The organism is Gracilibacillus kekensis (assembly GCF_900143085.1).
Classification (GTDB): domain Bacteria; phylum Bacillota; class Bacilli; order Bacillales; family Amphibacillaceae; genus Gracilibacillus; species Gracilibacillus kekensis.
This window is the reverse complement of record NZ_FRCZ01000001.1, coordinates 512578-536977: the sequence shown is the minus strand read 5'-3', so window position 1 is coordinate 536977 and position 24400 is coordinate 512578. Positions and strand designations below refer to the sequence as shown.

General features: G+C 38.5%; 15 protein-coding genes and 1 pseudogene. All 16 read left to right on the top strand.

The window, feature by feature from the left end; genetic code table 11:
* The first annotated feature begins 106 nt into the window (after nt 1–106).
* The 16 genes and pseudogenes from BUC25_RS02480 to BUC25_RS02405 all read left to right on the top strand — a co-directional run bounded on the left by BUC25_RS02480 (nt 107) and on the right by BUC25_RS02405 (nt 24086).
* Nucleotides 107–2494, top strand: coding sequence for a hypothetical protein (locus BUC25_RS02480; RefSeq protein WP_073199326.1), 2388 nt, complete (start codon nt 107–109; stop codon nt 2492–2494).
* A complete protein-coding gene (locus BUC25_RS02475) occupies nt 2491–3423 on the top strand; it encodes an ABC transporter ATP-binding protein (protein WP_073199324.1) in 933 nt (310 codons plus the stop codon). The genes BUC25_RS02480 and BUC25_RS02475 overlap by 4 nt, the downstream gene beginning before the upstream one ends.
* Nucleotides 3424–4299, top strand: a complete 876-nt coding sequence (locus BUC25_RS02470; RefSeq protein WP_244535108.1) for an ABC transporter permease — start codon at nt 3424–3426, stop codon at nt 4297–4299.
* 3 nt (nt 4300–4302) lie between these two features.
* A complete protein-coding gene (locus tag BUC25_RS02465; RefSeq protein WP_073199322.1) occupies nt 4303–5925 on the top strand; it encodes an AAA family ATPase in 1623 nt (540 codons plus the stop codon).
* A 2-nt stretch (nt 5926–5927) separates the two neighbouring features.
* Entirely contained in the window at nt 5928–6917 is a 990-nt protein-coding gene (locus tag BUC25_RS02460) for an AAA family ATPase (RefSeq protein ID WP_073199320.1), read from the top strand.
* A gap of 24 nt (nt 6918–6941) precedes the next feature.
* Nucleotides 6942–7823 (top strand): DUF58 domain-containing protein, encoded by an 882-nt coding sequence (locus tag BUC25_RS02455; protein WP_073199318.1) that lies wholly within the window; start codon nt 6942–6944, stop codon nt 7821–7823.
* A 4-nt stretch (nt 7824–7827) separates the two neighbouring features.
* Complete coding sequence (locus BUC25_RS02450; RefSeq protein WP_073199316.1) at nt 7828–9654, top strand: vWA domain-containing protein; 1827 nt, start codon at nt 7828–7830, stop codon at nt 9652–9654.
* Complete coding sequence (locus BUC25_RS02445; RefSeq protein ID WP_073199314.1) at nt 9635–12430, top strand: VWA domain-containing protein; 2796 nt, start codon at nt 9635–9637, stop codon at nt 12428–12430. Before BUC25_RS02450 ends, BUC25_RS02445 begins: the two co-directional genes overlap by 20 nt.
* Nucleotides 12431–12677: 247 nt before the next feature.
* Nucleotides 12678–13175 carry a sigma-70 family RNA polymerase sigma factor gene (locus tag BUC25_RS02440; protein ID WP_073199312.1) on the top strand — a complete coding sequence of 166 codons (498 nt, stop codon included), beginning with the start codon at nt 12678–12680 and terminating at the stop codon, nt 13173–13175.
* A gap of 131 nt (nt 13176–13306) precedes the next feature.
* Complete coding sequence (locus BUC25_RS02435; RefSeq protein WP_073199310.1) at nt 13307–13597, top strand: UPF0175 family protein; 291 nt, start codon at nt 13307–13309, stop codon at nt 13595–13597.
* Nucleotides 13598–14097: pseudogene (locus BUC25_RS02430) on the top strand (PIN domain-containing protein).
* Nucleotides 14098–14308: 211 nt separating this feature from the next.
* Nucleotides 14309–15589 carry a four-carbon acid sugar kinase family protein gene (locus BUC25_RS02425; RefSeq protein WP_073199308.1) on the top strand — a complete coding sequence of 427 codons (1281 nt, stop codon included), beginning with the start codon at nt 14309–14311 and terminating at the stop codon, nt 15587–15589.
* The gene (gene pdxA / locus BUC25_RS02420; RefSeq protein WP_073199307.1) at nt 15586–16578 is read left to right on the top strand and encodes a 4-hydroxythreonine-4-phosphate dehydrogenase PdxA; all 993 of its coding nucleotides are present in this window, start codon (nt 15586–15588) and stop codon (nt 16576–16578) included. The genes BUC25_RS02425 and pdxA overlap by 4 nt, the downstream gene beginning before the upstream one ends.
* A 313-nt stretch (nt 16579–16891) precedes the next feature.
* Nucleotides 16892–17926 (top strand): Rpn family recombination-promoting nuclease/putative transposase, encoded by a 1035-nt coding sequence (locus BUC25_RS02415; protein WP_073200454.1) that lies wholly within the window; start codon nt 16892–16894, stop codon nt 17924–17926.
* Between the two features lie 393 nt (nt 17927–18319).
* The gene (locus BUC25_RS02410; protein WP_073199305.1) at nt 18320–19339 is read left to right on the top strand and encodes a LacI family DNA-binding transcriptional regulator; all 1020 of its coding nucleotides are present in this window, start codon (nt 18320–18322) and stop codon (nt 19337–19339) included.
* 142 nt (nt 19340–19481) lie between these two features.
* Nucleotides 19482–24086 carry a LamG-like jellyroll fold domain-containing protein gene (locus tag BUC25_RS02405; protein ID WP_073199302.1) on the top strand — a complete coding sequence of 1535 codons (4605 nt, stop codon included), beginning with the start codon at nt 19482–19484 and terminating at the stop codon, nt 24084–24086.
* Nucleotides 24087–24400: the final 314 nt, after the last annotated feature.

Here is a 24400-nt window from a genome sequence, read left to right as displayed (position 1 = left end):
TAAACCTAGGTTAAATATACTCCATTATCAAAAATCTCACTTTATTTACCAAAAAAGAAACCAACTACCTATTTTAAACGTCATATACTAAGAGAGGGGGAGGAAAATGAAGAGAAAAATAGTAAGTTTCGGAATTTTATTGGTATTTATCATTTGTTTATTTTTTAGTCTTGACAATCCCGTGTATGCAGATGAAAAGGATCGATTGGATATACAAGTGGATGCAGGCTTAGATGGAAAAGCAAAAGAGGGACAGGGATATCCTGTAACATTAACTATTACAAATAATAAGGAAGATTTTAATGGGGATTTAGTTATTTCCCTTCCAGTGGTTAATAAGGTGATACCTATTGATATTGCTGCTGGGACGACCAAAACGATTTCATTTTCTGTACAAGATATGCAGGAAATGAGAAATTACCAACCAAATTCTAATCAAAAGAAAAAGTTATTTCACTTGTATGATGGGGATTGGCAAGACGGGAAAGAGGTCAGACTTGATTCTAATATCGACGATTTATTTCCTGTATATATTCAAATGGACAAACTAGTAATTGGAGTTCTGTCCGATCGTCCAGATAGTTTAAATTATTTGAAGTTAACCTCATTTTTTGGCAATGAACCCGAAGTGATCAACTTAGATGAAAGTCTCTTACCAGCAGAAGCGCAAGGGTTAGATGTGATTGATTTGCTGGTGGTGAATGACTATTCGATTGCGGCATTACCTGAGCAAAAGCAACAGGCGATTAACGAATGGATACAGCTCGGTGGTAAACTAGTGACAGGTAGTGAACCAGGTCTAAGTCAACAGTTTGGATCACTTGCAGAACTATTACCTCTAACCATCAATGGTGAAGAAGAAGTTCAACAGATTAACGGGTTGGATCATTTCTCAAAAGAATCTATTGAGTCAGGGCAAATAGAGCTATTTAAGGGAGAACTCGATGAAGAAGCGACAGTTTTACATAATGAAAAAGAGATTCCATTAATTATAGAGAATACATTTGGTAAAGGGGCAGTGATCCAGTTTACGTTTGATTTAGGGATGTCTGCACTGGCGGACTGGCAAGGAAACAATTCGTTATGGCAATCATTTGCAACGCATCCGAATAACCAAAACCCTTACATCAATGATTATGGGATGCGGACGGTGGATCGGTTATCTGATTTCACCCGAATGTTCCCGGCATTGGCAAACTTGAAAGTGTCAACACTGGTGCTTTTATTTGTCGCGTATTTATTAATCGTTATACCGATCCTTTATATTGTTCTTAAACGGATGGACCGGAGAGAATGGGCATGGGTTATTATTCCTGTGTTTGCTTTAGTGTCAAGTATCGGATTATATACGGTCGGGGCAAAGGACCGCGGTGGTGCCATCAAAACAAATGTCATGTCTGTGATTTCCTTGGATGAACAAGGAAAAGGGAGTGGAACAGGCGTGATATCAATGTTATCGAAAGGGTCAGGCGCCTACACGATAGCGATGGATTCTGCTTTTAACCCGATCCCTCATACGGATATATATGGCCCACAGCCATCCTATCTTGATCTGCCAGTTTTGGAAACGGAAGAGGATGCATCGAATGTCCATTTCCAACAAGTCGAATTTTGGTCACCTCGTAGTGTAGCATTCGAACAATCCGGAAAGGACTTTGGTAAAATTGAGTCGGAGCTATCGTACGTAAATGATACCATTTCTGGCAAAGTTACTAATAATTTTGTCCATGATTTGCAGGACGTTTATTTAATAAGTGGGAATAAGTACCAGGAAATTGGTGAAATGGCGGTTGGAGAGTCCAAAGAAATAAGTTTTGCCGCCAATAATAAAGACTATTTCCAACAACCAACTGAACAGGTGGCCTATAGCATGTTTGGTCAGCCAGGTCAATTCGGTCAACAGAGTGAGGAACAAGTAAAGTCGGAACTATTATCGACGGCCATTCGCAATGAAATGGATCGTAATGTCAACACGCCAAGGTTAATTGGCTTTTCCGATCAATCTTTCGTTCCATTAACGGTAAATGGTGATGAAACAAATCAAACCAATCATCATTTAGTAATGCAACCAATCTCTATTCATTTGCCGGATGATCAAACAAGTACTTTGTCAACGGAATTACAAATGCCTACTGCGACGGTTGAAAGTGGCCAAATTTATCATAATGGGATGGATTATGGTGAGCGTTTTATTGAAGCAAGTGCCGGCTCTTATCTTTTTACCTATGAAATACCAACAACGTTAAGCGAACGATCATTTCGTATAGATGAATTAGCAATTCGTTTGCAGAATAATCGTAATGGAGTAACATTTTCTTTAAAAAATACTCAAAATGATTCTTTTGAAACTATTGATACATCCACTACTACGTTCAGTGAAAATGCGGATGAAAAGTATCTAAATAATAATCAATTGGTAGTACAAGTGAGTGCGGCTTCAGAGGGAACAATTGAAGTGCCTATCATTGAACTGGAAGGAGTGATCAATCCATGATTGAAATCCAGAATTTAACCAAACGCTATGGTTCATTTACCGCACTGGATAATCTGAATTTAAGTATCGACAAAGGTACGGTTTTTGGCTTTGTTGGTCCAAATGGTGCTGGTAAATCGACCACTTTTTCGATTTTGGCGACACTCTTAAGTCCTAGTGAAGGTACAGCCTATATTAATGGTTATGAGGTGGCAAAAGACGCGAAACAAGTACGTAAATCGATTGGTTATGTACCAGACTTCTTTGGCGTATATGATCAATTTAAAGTACATGAATATTTAGATTTTTATGGTTCGAGCTATGGTATTCCAAGTGCTGAGAGAAAGGCGATCATTCCACAACTGTTGGAGCTCGTTAACTTAACGGAAAAAATAGATAGCTATGTGGACCTGTTATCTAGAGGGATGAAGCAGCGGCTTTGTTTAGCAAGGGCCTTAATCCATGATCCAGAAGTTTTAATTTTGGATGAACCTGCCTCAGGTCTTGATCCACGTGCCAGAGTAGAGATGAGAGGAATATTAAAAGAGTTAAAAAAGATGGATAAAACGATCATTATTTCATCACATATTCTTCCAGAGTTATCGGAATTATGTGATGAGCTGGGTGTGATTGAGCATGGTCAATTGATTGCTTATGGCAATGTTAGTCAAATTGAAAACCAGTTACAAGCACAAAAAGTCCTGCTAGTAACCGTTAAAGGGGATGCAGAGCAGGCAGTAACCTTTTTTGAAGAGGATCCATTTGTGGTTGGAGTTAATTATGATGAAGAAAATCCACAACTTTTACAGTTATCGTATCAGGGAACAGAGGATGACCAAGTGACATTACTGAAACAAGCAATTGAACATGGCATACCGGTCGTTACCCTTTCACAAAAACAAACGAATTTAGAAGATATCTTTATGGAAATTACCAAGGGAGGTGAGTAAGTGAGTCGATTACAGTCGTTAATGATTAACCCAGTATTGAACAAAGAAATTAAATTAAGGTTTCGCTCATTTAAAAGTTTCATTAGTATTTTATTGTTTCTCGCTATTTGTGGAGCGGTTTGTTTAGCATTTATCTATATTGAAACACAGTTTTCACAAGATGGCTTTACTTCTGAAGACAGCAGGAATTTATTTATGCTGCTGTCGATGGGTCAGCTTGGCTTGATCGTCTTTATTACTCCCGGTTTAACAGCAGGTGCGATTAGTGGTGAAAGGGAAAAGCAGACACTTAATATTCTGTTGACGACACAACAATCATCAACATCGATTATCTTAAGTAAATTGTTTTCCTCGATATTATTTTTAATGCTTATGCTTGTGGCATCTTTACCGTTGTACAGTATTGTTTTTCTATATGGTGGTGTTTCACCTCAAACGGTATTGATCATGTTCGGTTTCTTATTGTTGACGATGCTTACGATTGGAAGTATCGGGATTATGTTTTCAACCGTATTAAAGAAAACGATTGTTGCGACGATTACGACGTATGGGATCATGTTATTTTTGCTGGTAGGTACGATCATACTTTTTGTTATTTCCCTTCAATTCATTTTAGGGTTTTCACAAGGGACAGCTGGACAATCGAATAACATGCTACCTTATTTCTTACTCATCTTTAATCCGGCTGTTTCAATGTTTTCTACGTTGCAATCGAATATGTTTATGTATGAATTTGATCAATTAGGTATTCATGTACCATTATGGGTCGGCTACACACCAGCCTATATCATCATGACACTACTCTCTTTAATGATTGCAATTAAAAAGCTAAGGCCTAGTATGAAGGCGAAGTCAAAAAAGGCGAAGAAGGGATAATCTATGGATCAGCAGGACCATTTTTTTCGATTGCTAAAAGAAGTAAAAAGAAAACTATGGAAGCAGGCATTGACTGCTTGGCTCTATCTTGTATTGATTACTTGTGCAAGTCTTGCTTTGCTATGGATTCTGTCTAGTCGCTTTTTGGTCATTCCTTTTTTAGAAAACAAAATCGTGATTACGATCGTAGTTGCGTTTGTCCTTTTATGTTGCTATCTCGTTTGGAAGCGGCCGACCAATGTGGATGCGATTAAGAAATTGGATCAACAAGGCTTAGAGGATCGAGTGATGACCACGTATCATTTCATGGAGGAGACTTCTGCCATTGCCGCTCTTCAACGTAAAGACACCTTAAGCAAAATCAGGCAAGTCTTACCTTTTATTAAAAAGGAGAAAGTTGACTGGTGGAGATGGAAGCCATTCGCTCTTACGTGTGGTCTGTTGGTGCTGTCGTACCTGGGAGTAGCATTTCCTAATGATGTGATGGAATCGGCTCAACACAGGGAAAAAGAAATCGAAATCGTCGAGGAAAATAAGGAAAAAGTGGAACAACTTACAGAAGAACATAAAGAGGTTGGCGAGGAAGCAGAGAAGGAGCTTGCTAAGCTTGTGGAAGAAGTGAAAAACGCGGAACAAGCAGATGAAATGAATAAAAAGTTATTAGAGGCTGAAGCACAGCTGAATGAACTAAAGGAACAGGCTGAAACGAATCAAAATCAAGTAAATGAGTTAACAGAACAAATGAAGCAGCAAGGGTTGGATTCACTCGCACAAGCTGCTAATAATCGTAATTCAGATCAAATTGAGCAAGAGATGGCGGAAATGCGCAATCAGTTAGAGCAATTAAGTGAAGAAGAATTACAGGCATTACAAGAAAAACTGCAATCAGTCGCAAATGCGCTTGGAACAGACAGTGATCATCTAACGGAAGAAACGTTATCGAAGGAAGAGCTAGAAGAGTTGATGGCTAGCTTAGAAAACGATTTGAAGGATTTAGTGGAGGGTTCTGATGATGATGCGATGCTTGCTGATGCCCAACAAGACGTGCAAGAGCTGGCAAGTAATTTCAATCAACAAATGTCTTCTGCCGGTCTCCCTACTAATGGTCCGCTTGCTTTTTCAAATGGAGGTTCTCCATCAAATGGCAGTACTGGGACAAGTGGGCAATCCGGTCAGAATGGTCAACAACAGGGGTCTGGTTCGTCTTCTCAAAATGGAAGTGGATCAAGTAATGGTAATGGAAATGGCTCTGGCAATGGCAACGGATCGGGATCTGGCAATGGCTCAGGTTCAGGCTCTGGAGCAGGTGCAGGTTCGGGAAGCGGATCAGGTACTGGGAATGGTGCTGGTTTAGGAGCTGGTAGTCAGGAGTTATCCGTTCCACAAGAGCTGGATGGTCAGGAAAATCAGGAAGTAGATCAAGGGGAGTTAGGTTCTGGATTAAGCGAAAAACAAGTGGCTCCTAATGCACCTGTTTTGCCTGGTGAAGTGCGTTCCTATGAGGAAGTGTATGGGCACTATGAAAATACCTATCGACAAGCCTTGGAAAGAAACGATTACCCAGACCATTTACAGGAAATCATTAAGAACTATTTTTCTGACATTAAGCCAGCGGAGGAGAGCTAAACATGGAAGAAATGAAGGAAAACGAATTGATCGAAGTAAAGGAAAAGATAGCATTAGTAAAAAATGAAATTAGTCGTTTCATCGTCGGACAAGAGGATGTGGTGGATCAGCTTTTATGGGGAATATTTGCCCAAGGGCATGTCTTATTGGAAGGACTGCCGGGACTCGGGAAAACGATGCTCGTTCGAAAAATATCGGAAGTGATGGACATGACATTTTCCCGGGTGCAGTTCACCCCGGATTTAATGCCTTCTGATATTACCGGAACCAATATGATTCAGCCGAACGAGAATGGCGGACAGTCCTTTGTCTTCCACCCGGGTCCGCTTTTTTCAAATATTGTGTTAGCAGATGAAATCAACCGTGCCACTCCTAAGACTCAAAGTGCATTGCTTGAAGCAATGGGAGAGCATACGGTGACAGTGATGGGCGAAATGCATCAATTACCCAGACCATTTTTTGTGCTTGCTACGCAAAACCCGATCGAGCTTGAGGGAACGTATCCTTTACCAGAAGCGCAGATGGATCGCTTTGTGATGAAAATCAATGTATCGTATCCAACTCGTGATGAATTAAAGGAAATAGCCAATCGAACGACGGGTGCACGTCTTCCTCAATTAGAACAAATCGTCAATGATGCGTATGTGGTTCATGTCCAAACGTTAGCGAAGCAATTATTGATAGCAGATAATGTGTTGGATTATGCGGTTAATCTAACGATGGCGACACATCCTGCAGATGAGCGTGCAACAGAGAAAGTAAGAGAATATGTTGATTACGGTTCAGGTCCAAGGGGGATGCAAAGTTTAATTAGCATTGCCAAGGTTCGGGCATTATTTGACGGGCGTTACAATGTGTCGATTAATGATATTAAAAAGGTAGCACATTCGGTCTTAAGACATCGTCTCTTTTTGAATTTTGAAGGGGAAGCAAGTCAGGTTGATAAAGATGCATTAATTACCGAATTGCTTGAAGCTGTGGAAAGCGATTGATAGCAAAAGAAAGGTTGTGATCAGATGAGTGAGCTCCTGTCACCGGTAGTAACGAAACGACTTTCCAACTTTAAATTGACTTCAAAAAGAATGGTGCGGGGCGGACATAAGGGAGAACGTCGGTCACAACGACTTGGCTCCTCTTTGGAATTTTCTGATTATCGGTTGTACAGTCCTGGCGATGACTTAAGGCAAATTGATTGGAATACATATGCTAGAACAAGCAAGTTTTATATTAAACGATTTTTGGATGAACAAGAGCTTCCTGTTTCCATTTATTTAGATTGTACGAAATCAATGGGGATCGCTAAGGAAAAATGGCTAAGAGCCAAACAACTTGCAGCAGCATGTACTTTTTTGGCTTTGGCCAATTCGGACCGTTTAAAGTTTACAGCGATTGCTTCTCCGTCCAACTCGTATCCTGATACGAAAGGGAAGGCAATGATTAATCATGTCATGGATTGTATCGATCAGACAGCAGTTGCAACTGATGAACAACGATTTGGTCAACAATTGCTGCAAGCGTCTCGTTCGGGGAGAAAAGGGGCACTGACTATTTTGATTAGCGATTTTTTAGATGATCCGGATGATTTGTTTTCAGCACTGAAACAAATGCAGGCGCGGCATCAACAAGTCTTACTTTTACAAGTTGTATTGCCAGAAGAAATCAACCCTGACTACATAGGGGATTTACAATTAATCGATATTGAAACAACGAGAGAAAGAGAAGTGTCGATGTCACAAAAGGTGCTTCATCAATACAAGCAATTATTTCAAAATCATACAAATCAAATCAAGTCGTTCTGTCAGAAACGAGGGATGGAGTTCATTAGTTGTCCGACCTCCCAAAGTGTAGAAGAAACGATTTTTTCATCATTGATGCAAAAAGGATGGCTCAGGAGGTGATGGGATGGGATTTTTGGCACCAATTTCTTTTTGGTTTTTAACAGCAATTCCGATTCTGCTTTTATTTTACTTTTTCAAGAAGCAATTTGATCAACAAAACATTTCATCGATTTACCTTTGGGAGCGAACCTTTCAAGAGTGGGAATCCGATCACTGGTGGCGCAAATTACAGAAGAATTTATTGCTTTTATTACAACTTCTTATTTTACTTTTTCTTATATTGGCGCTCACACGTCCGTATCTCGAAAATGAGTCGGTAAGTGGGGATCATTTGGTGATTGTCATGGATACATCTGCCACTATGATGATGGAACAAGATGGAACAACGAGGCTAGCGGAAGCGAAAGAACAGGCAGAGGATTTAGTAGATTCGCTAGGAAGTGGGCAGCAGGTAAGTGTAATCCAAGCCGGGAAAACGCCCGCTATCCTTGCGACAAACCAAACAGATCACAATAGGGTTCGTGAGCAAATCAGGAATTTGGAGGTTTCTTATCAACATCAAAATCTCGAGGATGCCATTCAACTAGCAACATCTTTCCTTCAACAAGGGACAGGAGAAGTACATATTTTTACGGATCATCTGACTAAAGAACATTTGACTGATCAGAATCTATCACAGCCTGTGGTTGTCCACAATCGTACGGGCGTTTCTGATAATATATCCTTGCAATCGTTCGGCGTGAAGCAAACAGAGGATCAGGTTGCCGCGATTGTGACTGTAGCCAATCAATCTTCAGAGGATACTGATGTAGCGTTAACCATTCGTTTTGAGGATCAGGTGTTAACACAAGTAACCGAATCTATTTCGGCAAATGAAGAACAGACGGTTCGAATTGATCAGTTACCTGTTTATGATTATTATCAAGTCGAAATAGAAGGTGATGGATATCTGCTTGATAATGAGATGCATGCCCTCTTACCTCAACAGCAAGCCCCATCTGTTTATATAGCAGGTGAGGTGAATCCGTTTATCGAACAGGCGCTATTATCCGCAGGGCATGAGATTACATCGGTAACCAAAAATGAAAATGGCGAATACGCTTTTCCAGAACATCAATCAGAGAACATCTATCTGTTAGCAGGTGTGCAAGCAGATCAATGGCCTAGCGGTTCTAAATTGATTATGGCACCAGCTACTGACGGACCTTTTGGTGTGAACGAAAAAGGAAAATTAGAATACGGTTTACAGCAAGCGGAAGAGTCCGACTTGTTAGCCTTTACCAATGTGCAAAACATTTACTTGGAACAAGCTTATCCTGTTGAGGATTGGCATGGGTTACAGCCACTTGTACAAAGCGGTGAGCAGACCATTTTGGCACAAGGAATCTATCAAAATGATCCGATTATTTTCTATGCGTTTGATTTTCAAGATTCGGATTGGCCATTGCAACCGGATTTTCCAATTTTGCTAGCTAATAGTATTGCAGGATTAGCAGAAAGCAGCTCATTAGGATATTATGCACCACTAGAGACAGCTAAAATTCATTTTTCTACTATGGCAAATGAAGCGTCGTTTGAAGCGCTAAATGGTGAAGTGATAAAGCAATTGGAGCTTGGTGAGCGAGAGGTAACTATGCCTGGTAAACCAGGAATCTATCAGCTTCATGAAATAACCAATGCAGGATCTGTTCAGCGGCACTTTGTTGTGCAATTGGATCCTGAAGAAAGAACCAACGAAACAGCGGACTCCTTTTCTATCGGTGTCGAAGGGGAAGAAGCAATGGGTTCAAAACTATCGAAGCGAGAAATATGGCGAGTATTTGCTGCCATTGCATTATTGATACTGTTTGTCGAATGGGAGGTGTATCGACGTGGCATTACAAGTCGATAATCCCTTATGGCTCTTGGGACTGATTTCCATGATCTTTGTTTTATACTTATATGGGCGGTCCCATACATCGCTTGCCGGTGGAAGGAAAGTTATTCTCGTTATTTTGCGTGCCTTGATTTTTACGTTTATGATTATAGCTTTGGCTGGTGTACAGATTTTATGGCCGATTCAAAAAATAGCAACATCATTTGTGGTAGACAGCTCCTATAGTATGGCTGAAGGAGATACCGTATTGGAACAAGTTAATAAAGCGATTCAGGATAAAGCACCAGAGGATAAGACAGCTATAGTTTCTGTTGGTAAAGAAGCGGTAATTGAAACCCCTTTATCTGACAAGGTAAATACGATTGATTCTTTTCAAACAACGGTCAATCCGTCCTATACCAATTTAGCCTCTGGCCTGCAATTGGCAGGAAGTCAATTTTCAGAAGATGTCCGTGGCCGAGTCGTGTTAATGACAGATGGTAATGAGAATATTGGCGATGCGATAAGACAAGCTAGTTATTTGCGCGGACAGGACTATATTGTCGATGTGCTTCCTTTTTCACCTGCTTATAAGGAGGATGTGGCGATTTCTGCTTTTGATGTCCCGGAAAATATTTATTTAGGGGAACAGGCGACGCTTTCGATGACGGTTGACAGCAGTTTGGATACGACAAGTCAGGTTCGAATCATGATGAATGGAGAAAACATTGTCGACGAGAATGTGGAGCTTCAGGAAGGGAGTAACCAGCTGGCATTTAATCATCTAATAACAACCGATGGATTTCATACCTTTCGCGCAGAAATTGTCAGTGAAGCCGATCAGGTAATTGAAAATAATCAGTTAGCGGGATTTGCTGAAACGCAAGGTGTACCAAATGTTCTGATTGTCGAAGGGAAAAACGACAATGCAGCTAACCTGGAAAGTTCGCTAGATGCCTCTGCTATTCAAGTAGAAACGATTCAACCAGAATTACTACCTGGGCAATTGAGTAATTATTTAAAATACGACTCTATCATTCTTAGTAATGTAGCTGCCCATAGGGTTACGGGTCAGCAAATGGAGTTGATCGAGCGTGCGGTCCATGATTTTGGAGTTGGCTTCATCATGACCGGCGGCGACCAATCATTCGGGGTGGGTGGCTACTTCAAAACCCCTATCGAAAAGGTTTTGCCTGTTGATATGGAGTTGAAAGGGGAAAAGGAATTACCCTCCTTAGGTTTATCAATTGTGCTTGATAAATCAGGCAGTATGGCAGGTAATAAAATTGCGTTAGCTCGTGAGGCAGCAGCACGATCGGTAGAACTTCTAAGAGAGAAGGATACGCTTGGTGTCACTGCTTTTGACGGGCAACCGTGGGAAGTGGTTGAACTTGGTCCGATCAATGATAAAGAGGACGTGTTAACTAAAATCCGTTCGATAACCGCAAGTGGCGGTACCGATATATTCACACCGTTATCTCAATCCTATAGTCAAATGGAACCTTTGGATTTAAAGCGTAAGCACGTGATTCTTTTAACAGATGGTCAATCTGCTACAACTATCAATTACCGGGAAATGATTGAGGAATCCTTAAATGAAGGGATAACCTTATCTACGGTGGCGATTGGCACGGAAGCTGATCGAATGTTATTGGAAGAGATGGCACAGTTGGGGGGCGGACGTTTTTATGAAGTATTGGATAACTCCAGTATTCCAACGATTTTATCCAGAGAAACGTCATTAGTAACCCAAACCTATATAGAAGATGATCCTTTTTATCCAGCATTGGTCAATGGGTATGAATGGGGAAGCTATTTTGAAAATGCTGTCCCACAAATGAATGCCTATATTGCGACAACCCAGAAGGGTAGAGCACAACAAATTCTGACGAGTGAAAAAGAGGACCCGATCCTTTCAAGATGGCAATATGGTTTAGGAAAAACAGTTGCCTGGACATCGGATTTGACTGGTGAATGGGCAGGGGGTTGGCCAAAGTGGGAAAATTGGTCACCACTTTGGAATGATATCGTTACTTGGACGTTTCCTCAGTATCAAAAGGAGTCCTATCAAATAACCGAAGAGATCGAAGGAAATCAAGTAACGTTAAACGTAGCAGCACCAGATAATCATACTGCTCATTTAGATGCAAAATTAGTTGAATCTACAGGAGAAGAAGTAGCGTTTGATTTACAGCCAAAAGCGCCTGGAGAGTATCAGGGGAAGTTTGAAGCAAATGAAACAGGTGTGTATTTTCTGCAGATTACAGAGGAAGAGGATGGAGAGGTTGTCAGTTCCTTTAAAACAGGTGTCGTTGTTCCTTATTCAGAGGAATATACCTTCAGACCACTTAATCAACAGTTGATTGAAGAGATTGCTTCAGCTGGTGGCGGGAACGTTTTGGAGAACTTAGATGGTGCCTTTTCTAGTGAAGGCTTGCCACCTCGTTATGATCAGCAGGATATATTTTACCTTTTACTAAGTCTTGCTTTACTATTATTTTTGTTCGATGTAGCTGTAAGAAGGTTCCGATTTAACTTTGCGTTTATAAATAAAGTGAATACGCGACTAGATGATAAGCGCAGTCGAGCAAAAGAAATGACGGAAAAAAGGTCACAGCAACTGAGTCAAATAAAGCAGGCTTCATCGAAGAAGGCGGCTTCTTCAACAAAACAGGTGCCACCTAAGATAACCAAAGCACCAATCGTAAAACCAAAACAAACGAAACCGCCTGAAAAGCCGAGTGCCAAGAGTGAGAGCAGAGAGGAAAGAATGGCTCGATTATTAGATGCCAAGAAAAAAAGGTCGAAATAAACGCAAGAATAGAGAATACGTTAGCAGACAATCAGTAGGGGGATAGAGCTCTTGCTGATTGTTTTTATATGTAAAAATTGAATAGAGAGAATCTATTTTCTTCTAATGAAAATCGCTAAGTCTGATCAAGTTTACCTTTTTCTTAATGAAGCGAGACACGTATGGTTATATGATATTGAATCAAAACTCCAGTAGGCTTAAGTTACCGCGGAATACATGGTAGGCGCTTATCCTATTGGAGTTTAGGATGCAAAGTATTGAGTCCGTTTTACAAGAGTATGATCGAATGATTCATCATTTGATTCATAAGTATAAAATACGTGATACGGAGGGTGACTTTTTTCAAGAAGGATTGATTGCGATTTGGCATGCTTATCAGACCTATGACGAGTCAAAGTCCAAGTTTTCTACGTATGTGTATTACTGTATTGCACGTCGTTTTCTTAATAAAATTCAAAAAGATAACCGAGAGAATGACCAGCTCCAATCATGGCTCAATCAAATCACAACGGATGATTTCGTGACAGAAATGGAGTTGGATGTAGATACACAGATGTTAACCGATATTCAGAAGGTACTTTCTCAAAAGCAGTGGTGCTGGTTTGTTGAGTTTATTTTGCGTGATCAAGCTGTCCAAGATATTGCAGAGAAATACGAGGTGACGAACAATGCTGTTAAGAATTGGGGCAAGTTAGCGAGGCCTAAAATACAGCAGGTGTTGCGGGTGAAAGAGTATGTGGAGTGATTTGTGGATGAGAAGCAATTGTCGATGGTTGCTGTTTCATTAAGTAAATCAGTTTAATCTTATCTTTAAAAATTAATTTATTTATTTTATGGTAAAATGATGTTAAGAACACTCTGAAAGGGTGATGGAACATGTTAGATGAAAACAATGGAAATATAAGATTACCCATAGAAATGATTCAAATATTGGATAAGGGTGTTAATGGTAAAAATATTGATGAAAAAGTACGGTTATCACTTGCGATTGGTATGTTTGTCGATCAAACTGTTACATTAGAAAGAGCAGCAGAGTTAGCCGGGAAGCCATTAGCGAACTTTATTGATATTTTGCGTAATAAAAAGATAGATTGGATGCATTATACTGCTGAGCATATTGAGGAAGACGCAAAAGCTATTCAAAAGTATAAAGAGAATACAGAGTAAATGAAAACAATTATTACAAATACAAGTCCTGTAATTGCTTTATCTATGATTAATAAACTACATTTGTTATGGGAATTATTCGATAAAGTTTATGTTCCTGAAGCTGTTATTAAAGAACTGACATCTAGTTCTCACGAAAGTGATTTTGGTAGAAGTGAGATTCTTAACGCTATAGAAGATCAAAAAGTAATTGTCTATTCGGTGATGGATAAAGAACTGGTTCATAGAATGTATGCAAAGCTACATTATGAAGAATTGGAAACCATAATAGGTGGAAAAGAATTAAACTCTGATTTCGTACTGATAGATGAAAGGGCTACAAGGGATGTGGCAAAAAATTTTTCTTAACACCAATTGGAACCATCGGTGTTCTTAGTTTGGCAAAATTTGAACGGAAAATTGAAACCATCAAACCATTTATCGATATGCTTATTGAAAACAATTATAGAATTAGCAACCAATTATATGAACAAGTTTTAAAAAATGAAAATGAATGGTAGTGAAAAACGAAGCACTTATCCATATTGGACTAAGTGCTTCGTTTTGTTAGTAAATACTATACAGGAAATTGAAAAGTGAATTCAGGTGTCTATAGATTTTTAATTCAAGATTATTTAGCATATAATATACTACAATGATATTTATATCATTCATCCCATTTTATGAATTAAAATCTCTAGAAAATTACTAGATACTGAGGCAGGTTAGACAATGAAAATAGCGATTATTGCTGATGATTTAACAGGTGCATGTGATACAGGAGTTCAGTTAGTCGATTATGGTTTGGATGTAGCAGTAGAGGTTCAAAGGTCTAATATAGATACGAATAAAGATGCGATCATTTTTAATTCCAACAGCAGAGCGATAACAAGTGACAAGGCGTATGCTAGAGTCCATGAAATTTGTAAGCGCATTAAAGATAGGTCATATGATATCGTTTATAAAAAAATCGACTCTACCATGAGAGGGAATATTGGCTCAGAAGTGAATGCTGTAGCTGATATCTTCCAACCAGATTTTATATTTGTTACCCCGGCATACCCTGAAAACGGACGTACAGTAAAAGAAGGTATTCATTATCTTCAAGGTACAAAATTAAGTGAAACAGAAGTTGCCAACGATCCGAAAACGCCAGTGTATGATTCGGATATATTTGAAATAATGAAACAATCGTCAGGTAGACGTGTAAAGCATTTAAGTTATAGGGATTTGCGTAAGGGAGAGGCGCACCTTTTACACCTATTGTCAGAATGGAAACAACAAGATATTACCTACATAACCGTTGATGCTGTTTCGGAAGATGACCTGAAGTTATTAATGAATGTAGTACATTTAGGGTATTCCACTATATTTTGTGGATCGGCAGGTTTGATTAATTATTTGCCTCAAGCATTAGGGTTTGTGAAACAAAGGGTACAAAAGCAAATAATTTCGAAGCCTAGCCCTGTGTTATTTGTGGTGGGAAGTGTTAGCAAAGTCGGAAGAAAGCAGCTTGCGCACCTTTTATCACAACCTGAAGTGGTTGGTGTGGAGCTCGATGTTACAAAAGTAATTGCTGGTGGTGATAGCATGGACATTAAGGCGATTCATTCAGCAATTAACAAGGGGAAGAGTGTTGCGTTATACTCCTCCGCCAATATTGAAGTAACCAAAGCAATCGGTAGGGAAAAAGGAATACCTTTTATTGAAATAAGTGATCTGATCTCAAATGCTTTAGGTGAAATTGCAGTGTCAATTATAAAAACGTCAGACCTTCGGAATATTTTTTTAACAGGAGGAGATACTGCGCAACAAGTGTTTGCAAAGCTACAAATCAACGAATACCAATTGGTCGGCCAATTAGAATTAGGAGTTCCAATCGGTAAAATAGGTAAGGCCGGTGAGATGATTACGATAACAAAGGCCGGTAGTTTTGGAACGAAGGAAGTAATGACAAATGCATTCAAGTTGTTACATCAAGGAATTAAAAACGATAAGGATGTGAATCGATGATACCTGCGATTGGAATTACAATGGGGGATGCTGCTGGGATTGGACCAGAGGTTATCATAAAAGCGCTGGAAGAACCCGAGATTTACGAAATTTGTCGACCGATCGTCATCGGGGATGCAAAAATTTTAAAGCGTGCGGCAACGATTTCAGATTCAAAAGTGGTGATCCATACAATTGAGGATACAGAAGAAGCAAAGAGTCAGCATGGAATCATCGACTGTATCAATTTAGATCTATTACCTGAAGATATTGTATTCGGTGAAGTATCAGCAGTTGCAGGGGACGCTGCTTATCAATTTATAGAGAAAGCAATTACTTTAGCTAAAGCGCGAAAAATACAAGCGATCTGTACCGCACCATTGAACAAAGAAGCATTAGTAAAAGGCGGACACGATTTCTCTGGTCATACGGAAATATTAGCAACTCTAACCGAGACAGCCGATTATTCAATGATGCTGAGCTCACCGAAGTTAAAGGTCATCCATTTAACGACACATGTCGGTTTGAAGAAAGCTATTGATCTGATTAATCCTGAGCGGACACATACTGTAATTGAATTAGCAGATAAAGCCCTAAAACGTGCTGGTTATAAAGAGCCAAGCATCGCAGTCTGTGGTATTAATCCACATGCAGGGGAAAATGGCTTATTTGGTGAAGGTGAAGAAGAAGAAAAGCTAGTGCCAGCTATCCGTGAAGCGCAAGCGCAAGGTATTAATGTCAGTGGTCCGCATCCGGCAGATACCGTATTCTTTCGAGCGGTACGCGGTGACTTTGATATCGTGGTTGCCTGTTATCATGATCAAGGCCATGTCCCGATTAAAGTATTAGGTTTAGAAGAAGGGGTAAATATCACTGTGGGTCTGAATCATGGAATTATTCGAACTTCTGTCGATCATGGCACCGCTTTTGATATTGCCGGTAAAAATATCGCGGATAATCGAAGTATGGTTGCTGCACTGCAATCAGCCGCAGAACTTGCGCCGAAGTAGTTTTGGAGTCCTTCATGGGAATTCTCGTGAAGAGTAACAGTTACTGTAAGAAAATTCACTAATCCTTATATTTTCAATTCCGCATATAAGGATTAGTGATTTCTTTTTTTTGTACAATAAACGAACGTATGTTCTTGATAAAATAAATAATGTAGGATATAATTGAATTATCATTATATTTGGACGTTTAAGAAAAGGTGATATAATAGAGTAAAACGAACAACAGTGACACACGACGGAAATATCTTTCATTTTCTTAAACACGTCATCTTAGACCTTTTAAAAATTAAAGAAAGGGCTTGGTGCAATGGAAATGAAAGCAAAATTATTGAAGCGTGTGTCGTTGGATCGATTAATGGATCTTAAAATTGATTATGCTTTTAAGCAGTTATTCGGAACGGAAAAGAACAAGGCTATAACAGTGGTTTTTCTCAATGCAGTTTTACAAAGAACTGGGCATGAAAGTATAAAAAACATTTCATTCCATAACAACGAGAATGCTGGAGAATATCGTGATGACAAGCAATCCAGGCTAGATATACTTGCAGTTACCAATAATGAAGAGCAAATTAATATTGAGATTCAATTCACCAATAAATATGACATGATTAAACGCTCTATATATTACTGGTCTGGTGTATATAGAATGCCGTTAAAGAAGAAAATGGGATATAAACAGTTACATCCAGTGATTGCAATTAATATAATGAATTTCAATTTATTTCCTCAAACCACAAAGTTTCACACTTCCTATCATTTGTATGAGGACAAAGATTTTTTTCGATTGACAGATGTAATGGAATTTCACTTTTTAGAAATGCCTAAACTTATATATGATTGGAAAATGCAAAGATTAGACCCGTGGAATGATTTGTTGGCCAGATGGATGTTGTTGTTAGGAATAGTAGATCATCGTAAAGGAAAGGTTTACGAAGAAATTTTTCATGAATTGGAGGAGATCGCTATGAAAGATGACACACTAAAAAATGCAATCCAAGGATGGGATGTTTTAAGTGCTACTCGTGAAGAGTTATTAGCATATGAAGCACGCTTGAAATTTGTAATGGATGAAGAAGCAGCCAAGGTAGAGGCAGAATTGAGAGAAAAAGAAGCACTACAAGAGGGTAAGGAAAAGGGCTTAAAAGAAGGCATAAAAGAAGGTAGAGAAATAGGAAGAGAAATAGGCAGAAAAATAGGCAGAGAAGAAGGAAGAGAAGAAGGACGTACGCAAGAACGAAACGCATTGATCGTACGAATGTTGGAGCAAGGGCTAGCACTTGAACAAATAGCAAATATAGCAGGAACCTCTGTAGAAGAAGTCAAAAATCTTAGGAATGAGTTGGCGTAGTTGAATTTAACTGCATAATTGTAGTGATCAGGAAGCCCTGTTGAGAGAAATCTCTTCAGGGCTTTTTGTGTTGAGTCGATTTGATTTTTCTTCACGGGATAACTTCTTCTGTTAACAGGATAAGTCTGTCTGTTGACGGGATAACTCTGCCTCTTCACGGGATAAGTGATCATATCCCGTGAAGAGGAGTAGTTATCCCGTCAAGAGTAGACGATATCCCGTGAAGGGAATTACCGGATAAGAAAGAAGTTTTATCTAGCTTAGGAAAGTACAAATCGGCAAAGAAATCATTGCATATATTGGAAAAATATGATAATCTACTTTTAAAATGATGTATTTACTAAAAAAGTATTAATTTACATAAAATTTTACTTAATAGGCAGGAGAATTAATATGACAACAATAAAAGATATAGCTAAACATGCTGATGTTTCCACTGCTACCGTATCTAGAGTACTAAATAATGACAAGCATTTAAGTGTTTCCGTGGAGACAAAGAAAAAGATTTTAGACATATGTGACGAATTTGGCTATGTACCTTTAAAAAAGAGGCGACCTCAAATTGAGGAGGGTGCGAAAACAAAAGAAATTGGTATTATTATGTATTGTTCTCAAGAATACGAGTGGGAAGATGTCTATTTTCTATCGATTAGAAAAGGTATTGAAAATGAATGTAGAAATAAAAATGTACTTGTTAAGCGAATTATTCATCTAGGGGATCAATCTTCTAAAGAAATTAATGATTTGGATGGAGTTATTGTAGTAGGTATTCCAAATCCTGAAGAAGAGAAAATGTTAGATGAAACTCTCGGTGATAACATCGTATATGTTAATAATCTCGTAGAAAATGATCAGGTAGACAATATTATTATAGATTATGAAAAAGCAACCAACAAAGCTTTAGATCATTTACTTGAGCTCGGTCACACTCGTATCGGTTATATAGGTGGAAGAGAACATAGGGGTAGAAGTGGACCGGAAATGGCGAATCCTCGAAAGGAAGCTTTTGAAGCAAAAATGAATAGCCATCAATTATTAAATAATAATTATATCTATCTAGCTGACGAATTTTTAATTAAGGATGGTTATGATTGTATCCAACATGCTATAAAAAATAAAGAAATGCCGAGCGCATTTTTTGTTGCTAGTGATGCAATGGCTATCGGTGCTATTCGTGCATTGGATGAGCAAGGTTTACATGTGCCTGATGATATTAGCATTGTAAGTTTTAATGATATTTCAATGGCTGAGTATACCAAGCCTGCTTTGTCGACGATCAAAATTTATACAGAAGAAATGGGAAAACATGCTGTAAAGCTGTTATTAGACCGATTCGATGGAAGAAGAATCCCTGTTAAAGTGGTTACACCGTCAAAATTAATTGTCCGCGAAAGTACGAAGAAGATTAGATAAGGAAGTGCCAAAATAGTACCTCTAAAGTAAGAGGTACTGCATTAAATGTAAGCGCTTAATAACATTAAGGGGGTGGTAGGAGAGTTTCATTTGATGAAGTCACAGTAGGAAGCTATCTATTATAAAAGGAGTGTATTACTGGATGTTAACCTTTCGTAAAAAAGTATTGTTTTTTTTAGCTCTGTTGTTGTTCGTATCTACTATTACGATTACTGTATTCGCTGAAACTACTACGAATCAAGAGGATTTACCAGCGCCATTATATCATTGGGGGTTTGAGCCTGATGAAGTAGATGGAAGTACTATTTTAAACAAAGTGAACAGTGAGGAAACTACTGATCAAGCAGAATTAAAAGAAGAAGCTACCGTACTAGAAAGTGAGGAGAAAGGCAATGTTTTGCATTTGCCTGGTAATGGTTGGTTAGAACTTCCTGGTGATATATATGAAGAAGTAACAGATGAATTAACCATTTCTGTTTGGGTAAATATTGAGGAAGAGGCTAGTGGTTATTCTAGATTAGTAGGCTCAACCATTACTGAAAAGCACCAACATTACCAAGGGGTATCTGGTTCATGGTCTGATCCTGAATTTGCCTTTGTAGCTGGAGGAGCTAACTATAACCAAATTATTAACATTGGTACAGATACTGAAGGTGCAGCAGATTATCGCGCAGCTGTTTCATGGGAAGACCAACCGGATAGAAATAGTTGGCAGCATGTCGCAATTTCTCTCAAGAGTGATGGAAGTTATCGTGCTTATATAGATGGACAATCTATTGGAATGAGCGGAATGGACGGTAACGCAAGTGATGATGACGCAAATCTAGAAGAAGCAGTTCAGCAATTTTTTGATCGAGAGTTTTTAGATGCGTTACAGTTTAATGATTTTGGCAGGTCAATTTATACATCAGATGATGATGTGACTGGATACTTTGATGATTTACAAATATACAATCAAGCGTTAACTTCCGATCAGGTTCTTGCACTTGTTGGTCCAGAAAATGATGCTACGATTAATAGTATTACTGTTGGTGACGATGTAGTTGAGGTTGATGATCAAAAGAACATTCGCTACGAAATATCCGATAATTCTCAAGTAGATTCTACAGATATTTCAGTCGAAACCTCTAATCCGAATGCTAATGTGGAAATAGAAAAAATAAATTTATTTACTTATGAAATTAGGGTGACATCTACTAATAATTTAAAAACTTTAACCTATACACTATCGTTATATAATCCTGATTTGGGTGCGATTGCAAACTTTGATATGAATAAAACGAATGGAGAGATCATGCATGGAGCTAGTGGTTTTCTGTATGGTGTAAGTGAACCGAATGTTCCGACAATAGATTTGCTGGAACCTCTTAAACCTCAGGTGGTAGAACAAAAGCCTCCTAATGGATTGCAACATCCAACAGGAGATGGCTTAAGGGTTGCGGATACGTATTTTGAAGCTGGAACAGAATGGATACAATTAGCTGTTCCCGATATGTATTTGCAATGGCCATATGAATATGAAGGATTAGATCATTATGAAGAGTTGATAAGAGAAACGGTTAGAACCGTAAAAGATAATAGAAATAGTGATAAGATCGTATATGTCATTTTTAATGAGCCTAATGGTATTTGGTTCTCTGGAAATTTAGGAGAAGATGGCTTTTTAAACGCTTGGGAAAGAATGTACAATGTTGTGAAAGAAGAAGATTCAGATGCCAAAATTGCAGGGCCAAACCTGTCCCATTACGACAGCAATTTTTATGAGGATTTTGTAGAATTTGCTGTAGAAAATAATGTGTTACCAGATCAGTTTACATGGCACGAACTATCTGGAGAAAGCTCATTAAGTAATTGGGATGCACATTTTGACCATTACAGAAGCCTTGAAGAAGAATATGGTTTTAGTCGTCCAGTAGTAATTAATGAATATTCGAACCCAGAAGATCCAGGTGCAGCAGGTAGTATGATTCAATGGCTATCAAGGATTGAAAACAGTAAAGTAAACGCCGGACTTGCGTATTGGCATTTTGCTAATACATTAAATGAATTAGCTGCAGATGCAAATAGACCGAATGGTGCTTGGTGGTTATACAAGTGGTATGGTGACATGACGGGACAGACCGTTGATGTAGAGACATATAATGCAGAGGTCGATGGTATGTATGGATTAACATCTATAGATGAGGGAAAAGGTAAAGCATATACCATTTTTGGTGGAGAAGATGGTGTTTTAACCGCCTCGATGGAAAACCTTACAGACACCTCTGCCTTTCATGACGCCCAGTCAGTTCATGTAAAACTTTATCGCACAAAGTATACAGGTTTCTTAGGTACTCACGAAAAACCACGGGTGGAATTTGAAGGGAATGTACCCCTTCAAGATGGAAACCTAAATATTACTATTCGTGATGCTAACGAATTAGACGGCTATCACGCGATTGTGACACCAGCTACTAATGATACAACTACAGATTTTCAAGACTATAACAGAATTTGGACTAAGAAGTATGAGGCTGAAGACGCTCAATTAAATGGAGCAAGTGTAGCTAATCAAGGCTGGGGAGCAGTTTCCAATCAAGCATATGTTCAAGGGTTAAACTCTTCTGAAAAGAATGTGAAGCTTGACGTAACAGTACCACAAGACGGGAAGTATAAATTAGAAGTATTTTATGGAAATGGAGCACCACTTACGGATGGCAAAAATAGAGCGCAAGGTGAATTAGCAAGACAATTACTTACATTAAACGGAGAAGAATACAAAACATTAACCTATGATTCTACGGTAGACAGCGATGTTTTCTCAAGTGAAACCGTATACCTAGATTTAGAGGAAGGGACACATAGTTTGCAATTCAGTTATGAAAGTGGCATGGAAGCTTCATTAGATAAATTTGATCTGACTTATGTCGGAGAGAAAGATCAGGATTTAACCAAAACATATCTTTTTGAAGCAGAAGAAGCAAGCTACAGTGATGGATTTACTTTAAAGTCTGAAAAAGATAACTATAGTAGTGCAGGGTATATTACCGGAAGTGGTGAAAACCAATACACGGTTGTAGTAGAGGATAATGGCTACTATGATCTTGAGTTAGGTTATGCTTCAGATTCCAAACAATCGATTAGTGTTCAAAAACGAATTGTTAACTATCCAGAAAATGCTACAGCTGAAGCTAAACTTAGTACAGAATGGAACGAGATCGCAAAACAGGATATTGAAACATCTGAAGATATTACTTCTGTTTCCGGCTCAAAAATATATCTGACCGCGGGTGCTAATTCTATTATACTAGCAAGCCAAGAGGAGGTTTCACTTGATTATCTAAAAGTAACACATCTTCCAGAAGAAACATCTTCTAACTCTACGATAGTAGAAGCTGAGGATGGAGACGTTTTTGGTGAAGCAAAAATAATAGAGAATAAGAATACTTCTGGTGAACAAGTAGTATCTAATATCGGAGAAAATAAAAATAATGGTCTTTCCTTTGATGTGGAAGTCGAGGAAGCAGGTGCATATAAGCTATCTATTGATTATATTAATGATGAGCCTGCCCCAGTAATTTATAATGAGGATCACCCGGATGGTTATTTGCATCCATACAATACGGACTTAGTGGAAAGATACGCACAAATCGTCGTTAACGAGCAATCACCACAAACTGTATATTTCAGAAATACGCTATCTTGGGACACAGTTAAAAACCATGTTGTTGATGTAACTTTAAAGGCTGGCAAAAATACGATTACACTGTATAACGATAATTCTTATCAATTTAATGATGTTGTGCAATATGCCCCGCATTTTGATAAATTTGAAATTGCGAAGTCAACATTATCAGATGAGTCTGAAGAAGTCACAAACATTCATATTACGCCAGAGGACTTACTTTTAAAGAAAGGAAAGGAAATGACATTAGAGGTTACAGCTGAATATGAAGATGGTAATACTGTAGATGTTACTGAAGAGGCAGAATACCATTCCAAGAACGAAGAGATTGTTACGGTTACCGATAAAGGTGAGGTTCTATCCGTAGGAACGGGCGAAACGGAAATTCAAATAAAGTATCAAAGTCATACAAAAGTGATAAATGTAAAGGTATACCAGACAACGATTACGTTAGGTGAGGCTATTGAAGTGATTGCAGGAGAATTATTTAATATAAATAACTCTAATGCGACGATTCATATGCCTGAAGATTTACCAAAAGGTACGACCTTAACAGTGTATAAAGTTGATCAAGATGATGTTAGTAATGAAGGCTACATTATAGCAGGAGATGTTTATGAATACATTTTTGAATATCCTTCTGGCAACTATAGTGAATCCTTTACTTTAACACTTGAGTATGATCAAGAAAAATTTAAGGAAAAAGAAGTCGATGTGCATTACCAAGGTGAAGATTCAGACGAGTGGGAAATACGTGATAGCAAGGCTGATCAAGGGGTAATATCATTTACGACAAATAGCTTTTCTACTTACGGCGTATTTGCTGAAGAAGAACGTTCGAACGATGGTGAAAATTCTGATGACAATGCAGATGAAGATAATAACAGTGGTTCGGATAATCAAGATCAAGGTAATACTAACCAGGTTAATGAAAGCGAAAGTGATCAAGGAGAAACCACAAGTGAGGAATCTTTACCTGATACAGCAACCTCTATGTTTAATTGGTTGCTTGTAGGACTAGCATTATTAGTCTTAGGGATAGTCATTTATTTTATTGTGAACAGAAGGAAGAATTCGAATTAAAACATTATAACTGTGAGTGTTAGAAAAATTGTAATATTAAAAAAATGTAGAGCCCCATTGAATTGATCTTATATTCAATGGGGCTTTTTTCTATAATAATGGATACACTTTCTTTAATGAGTTTTTGAATGAGCAACTATTTAATTCATTACTTGAAAACTCAGATAAGTTTCTGGTATGTCTGTCTAGCTAATTTTGGTTTATTTTATGTAAAAAAAGCTGCTCTTTAATGGGTATCGGTATCTGTGAAGTCAATATAACAAGCATGAGAGAACTTCATTCAATAGGAGAGAATTAACTTTCTAGTTTAATTC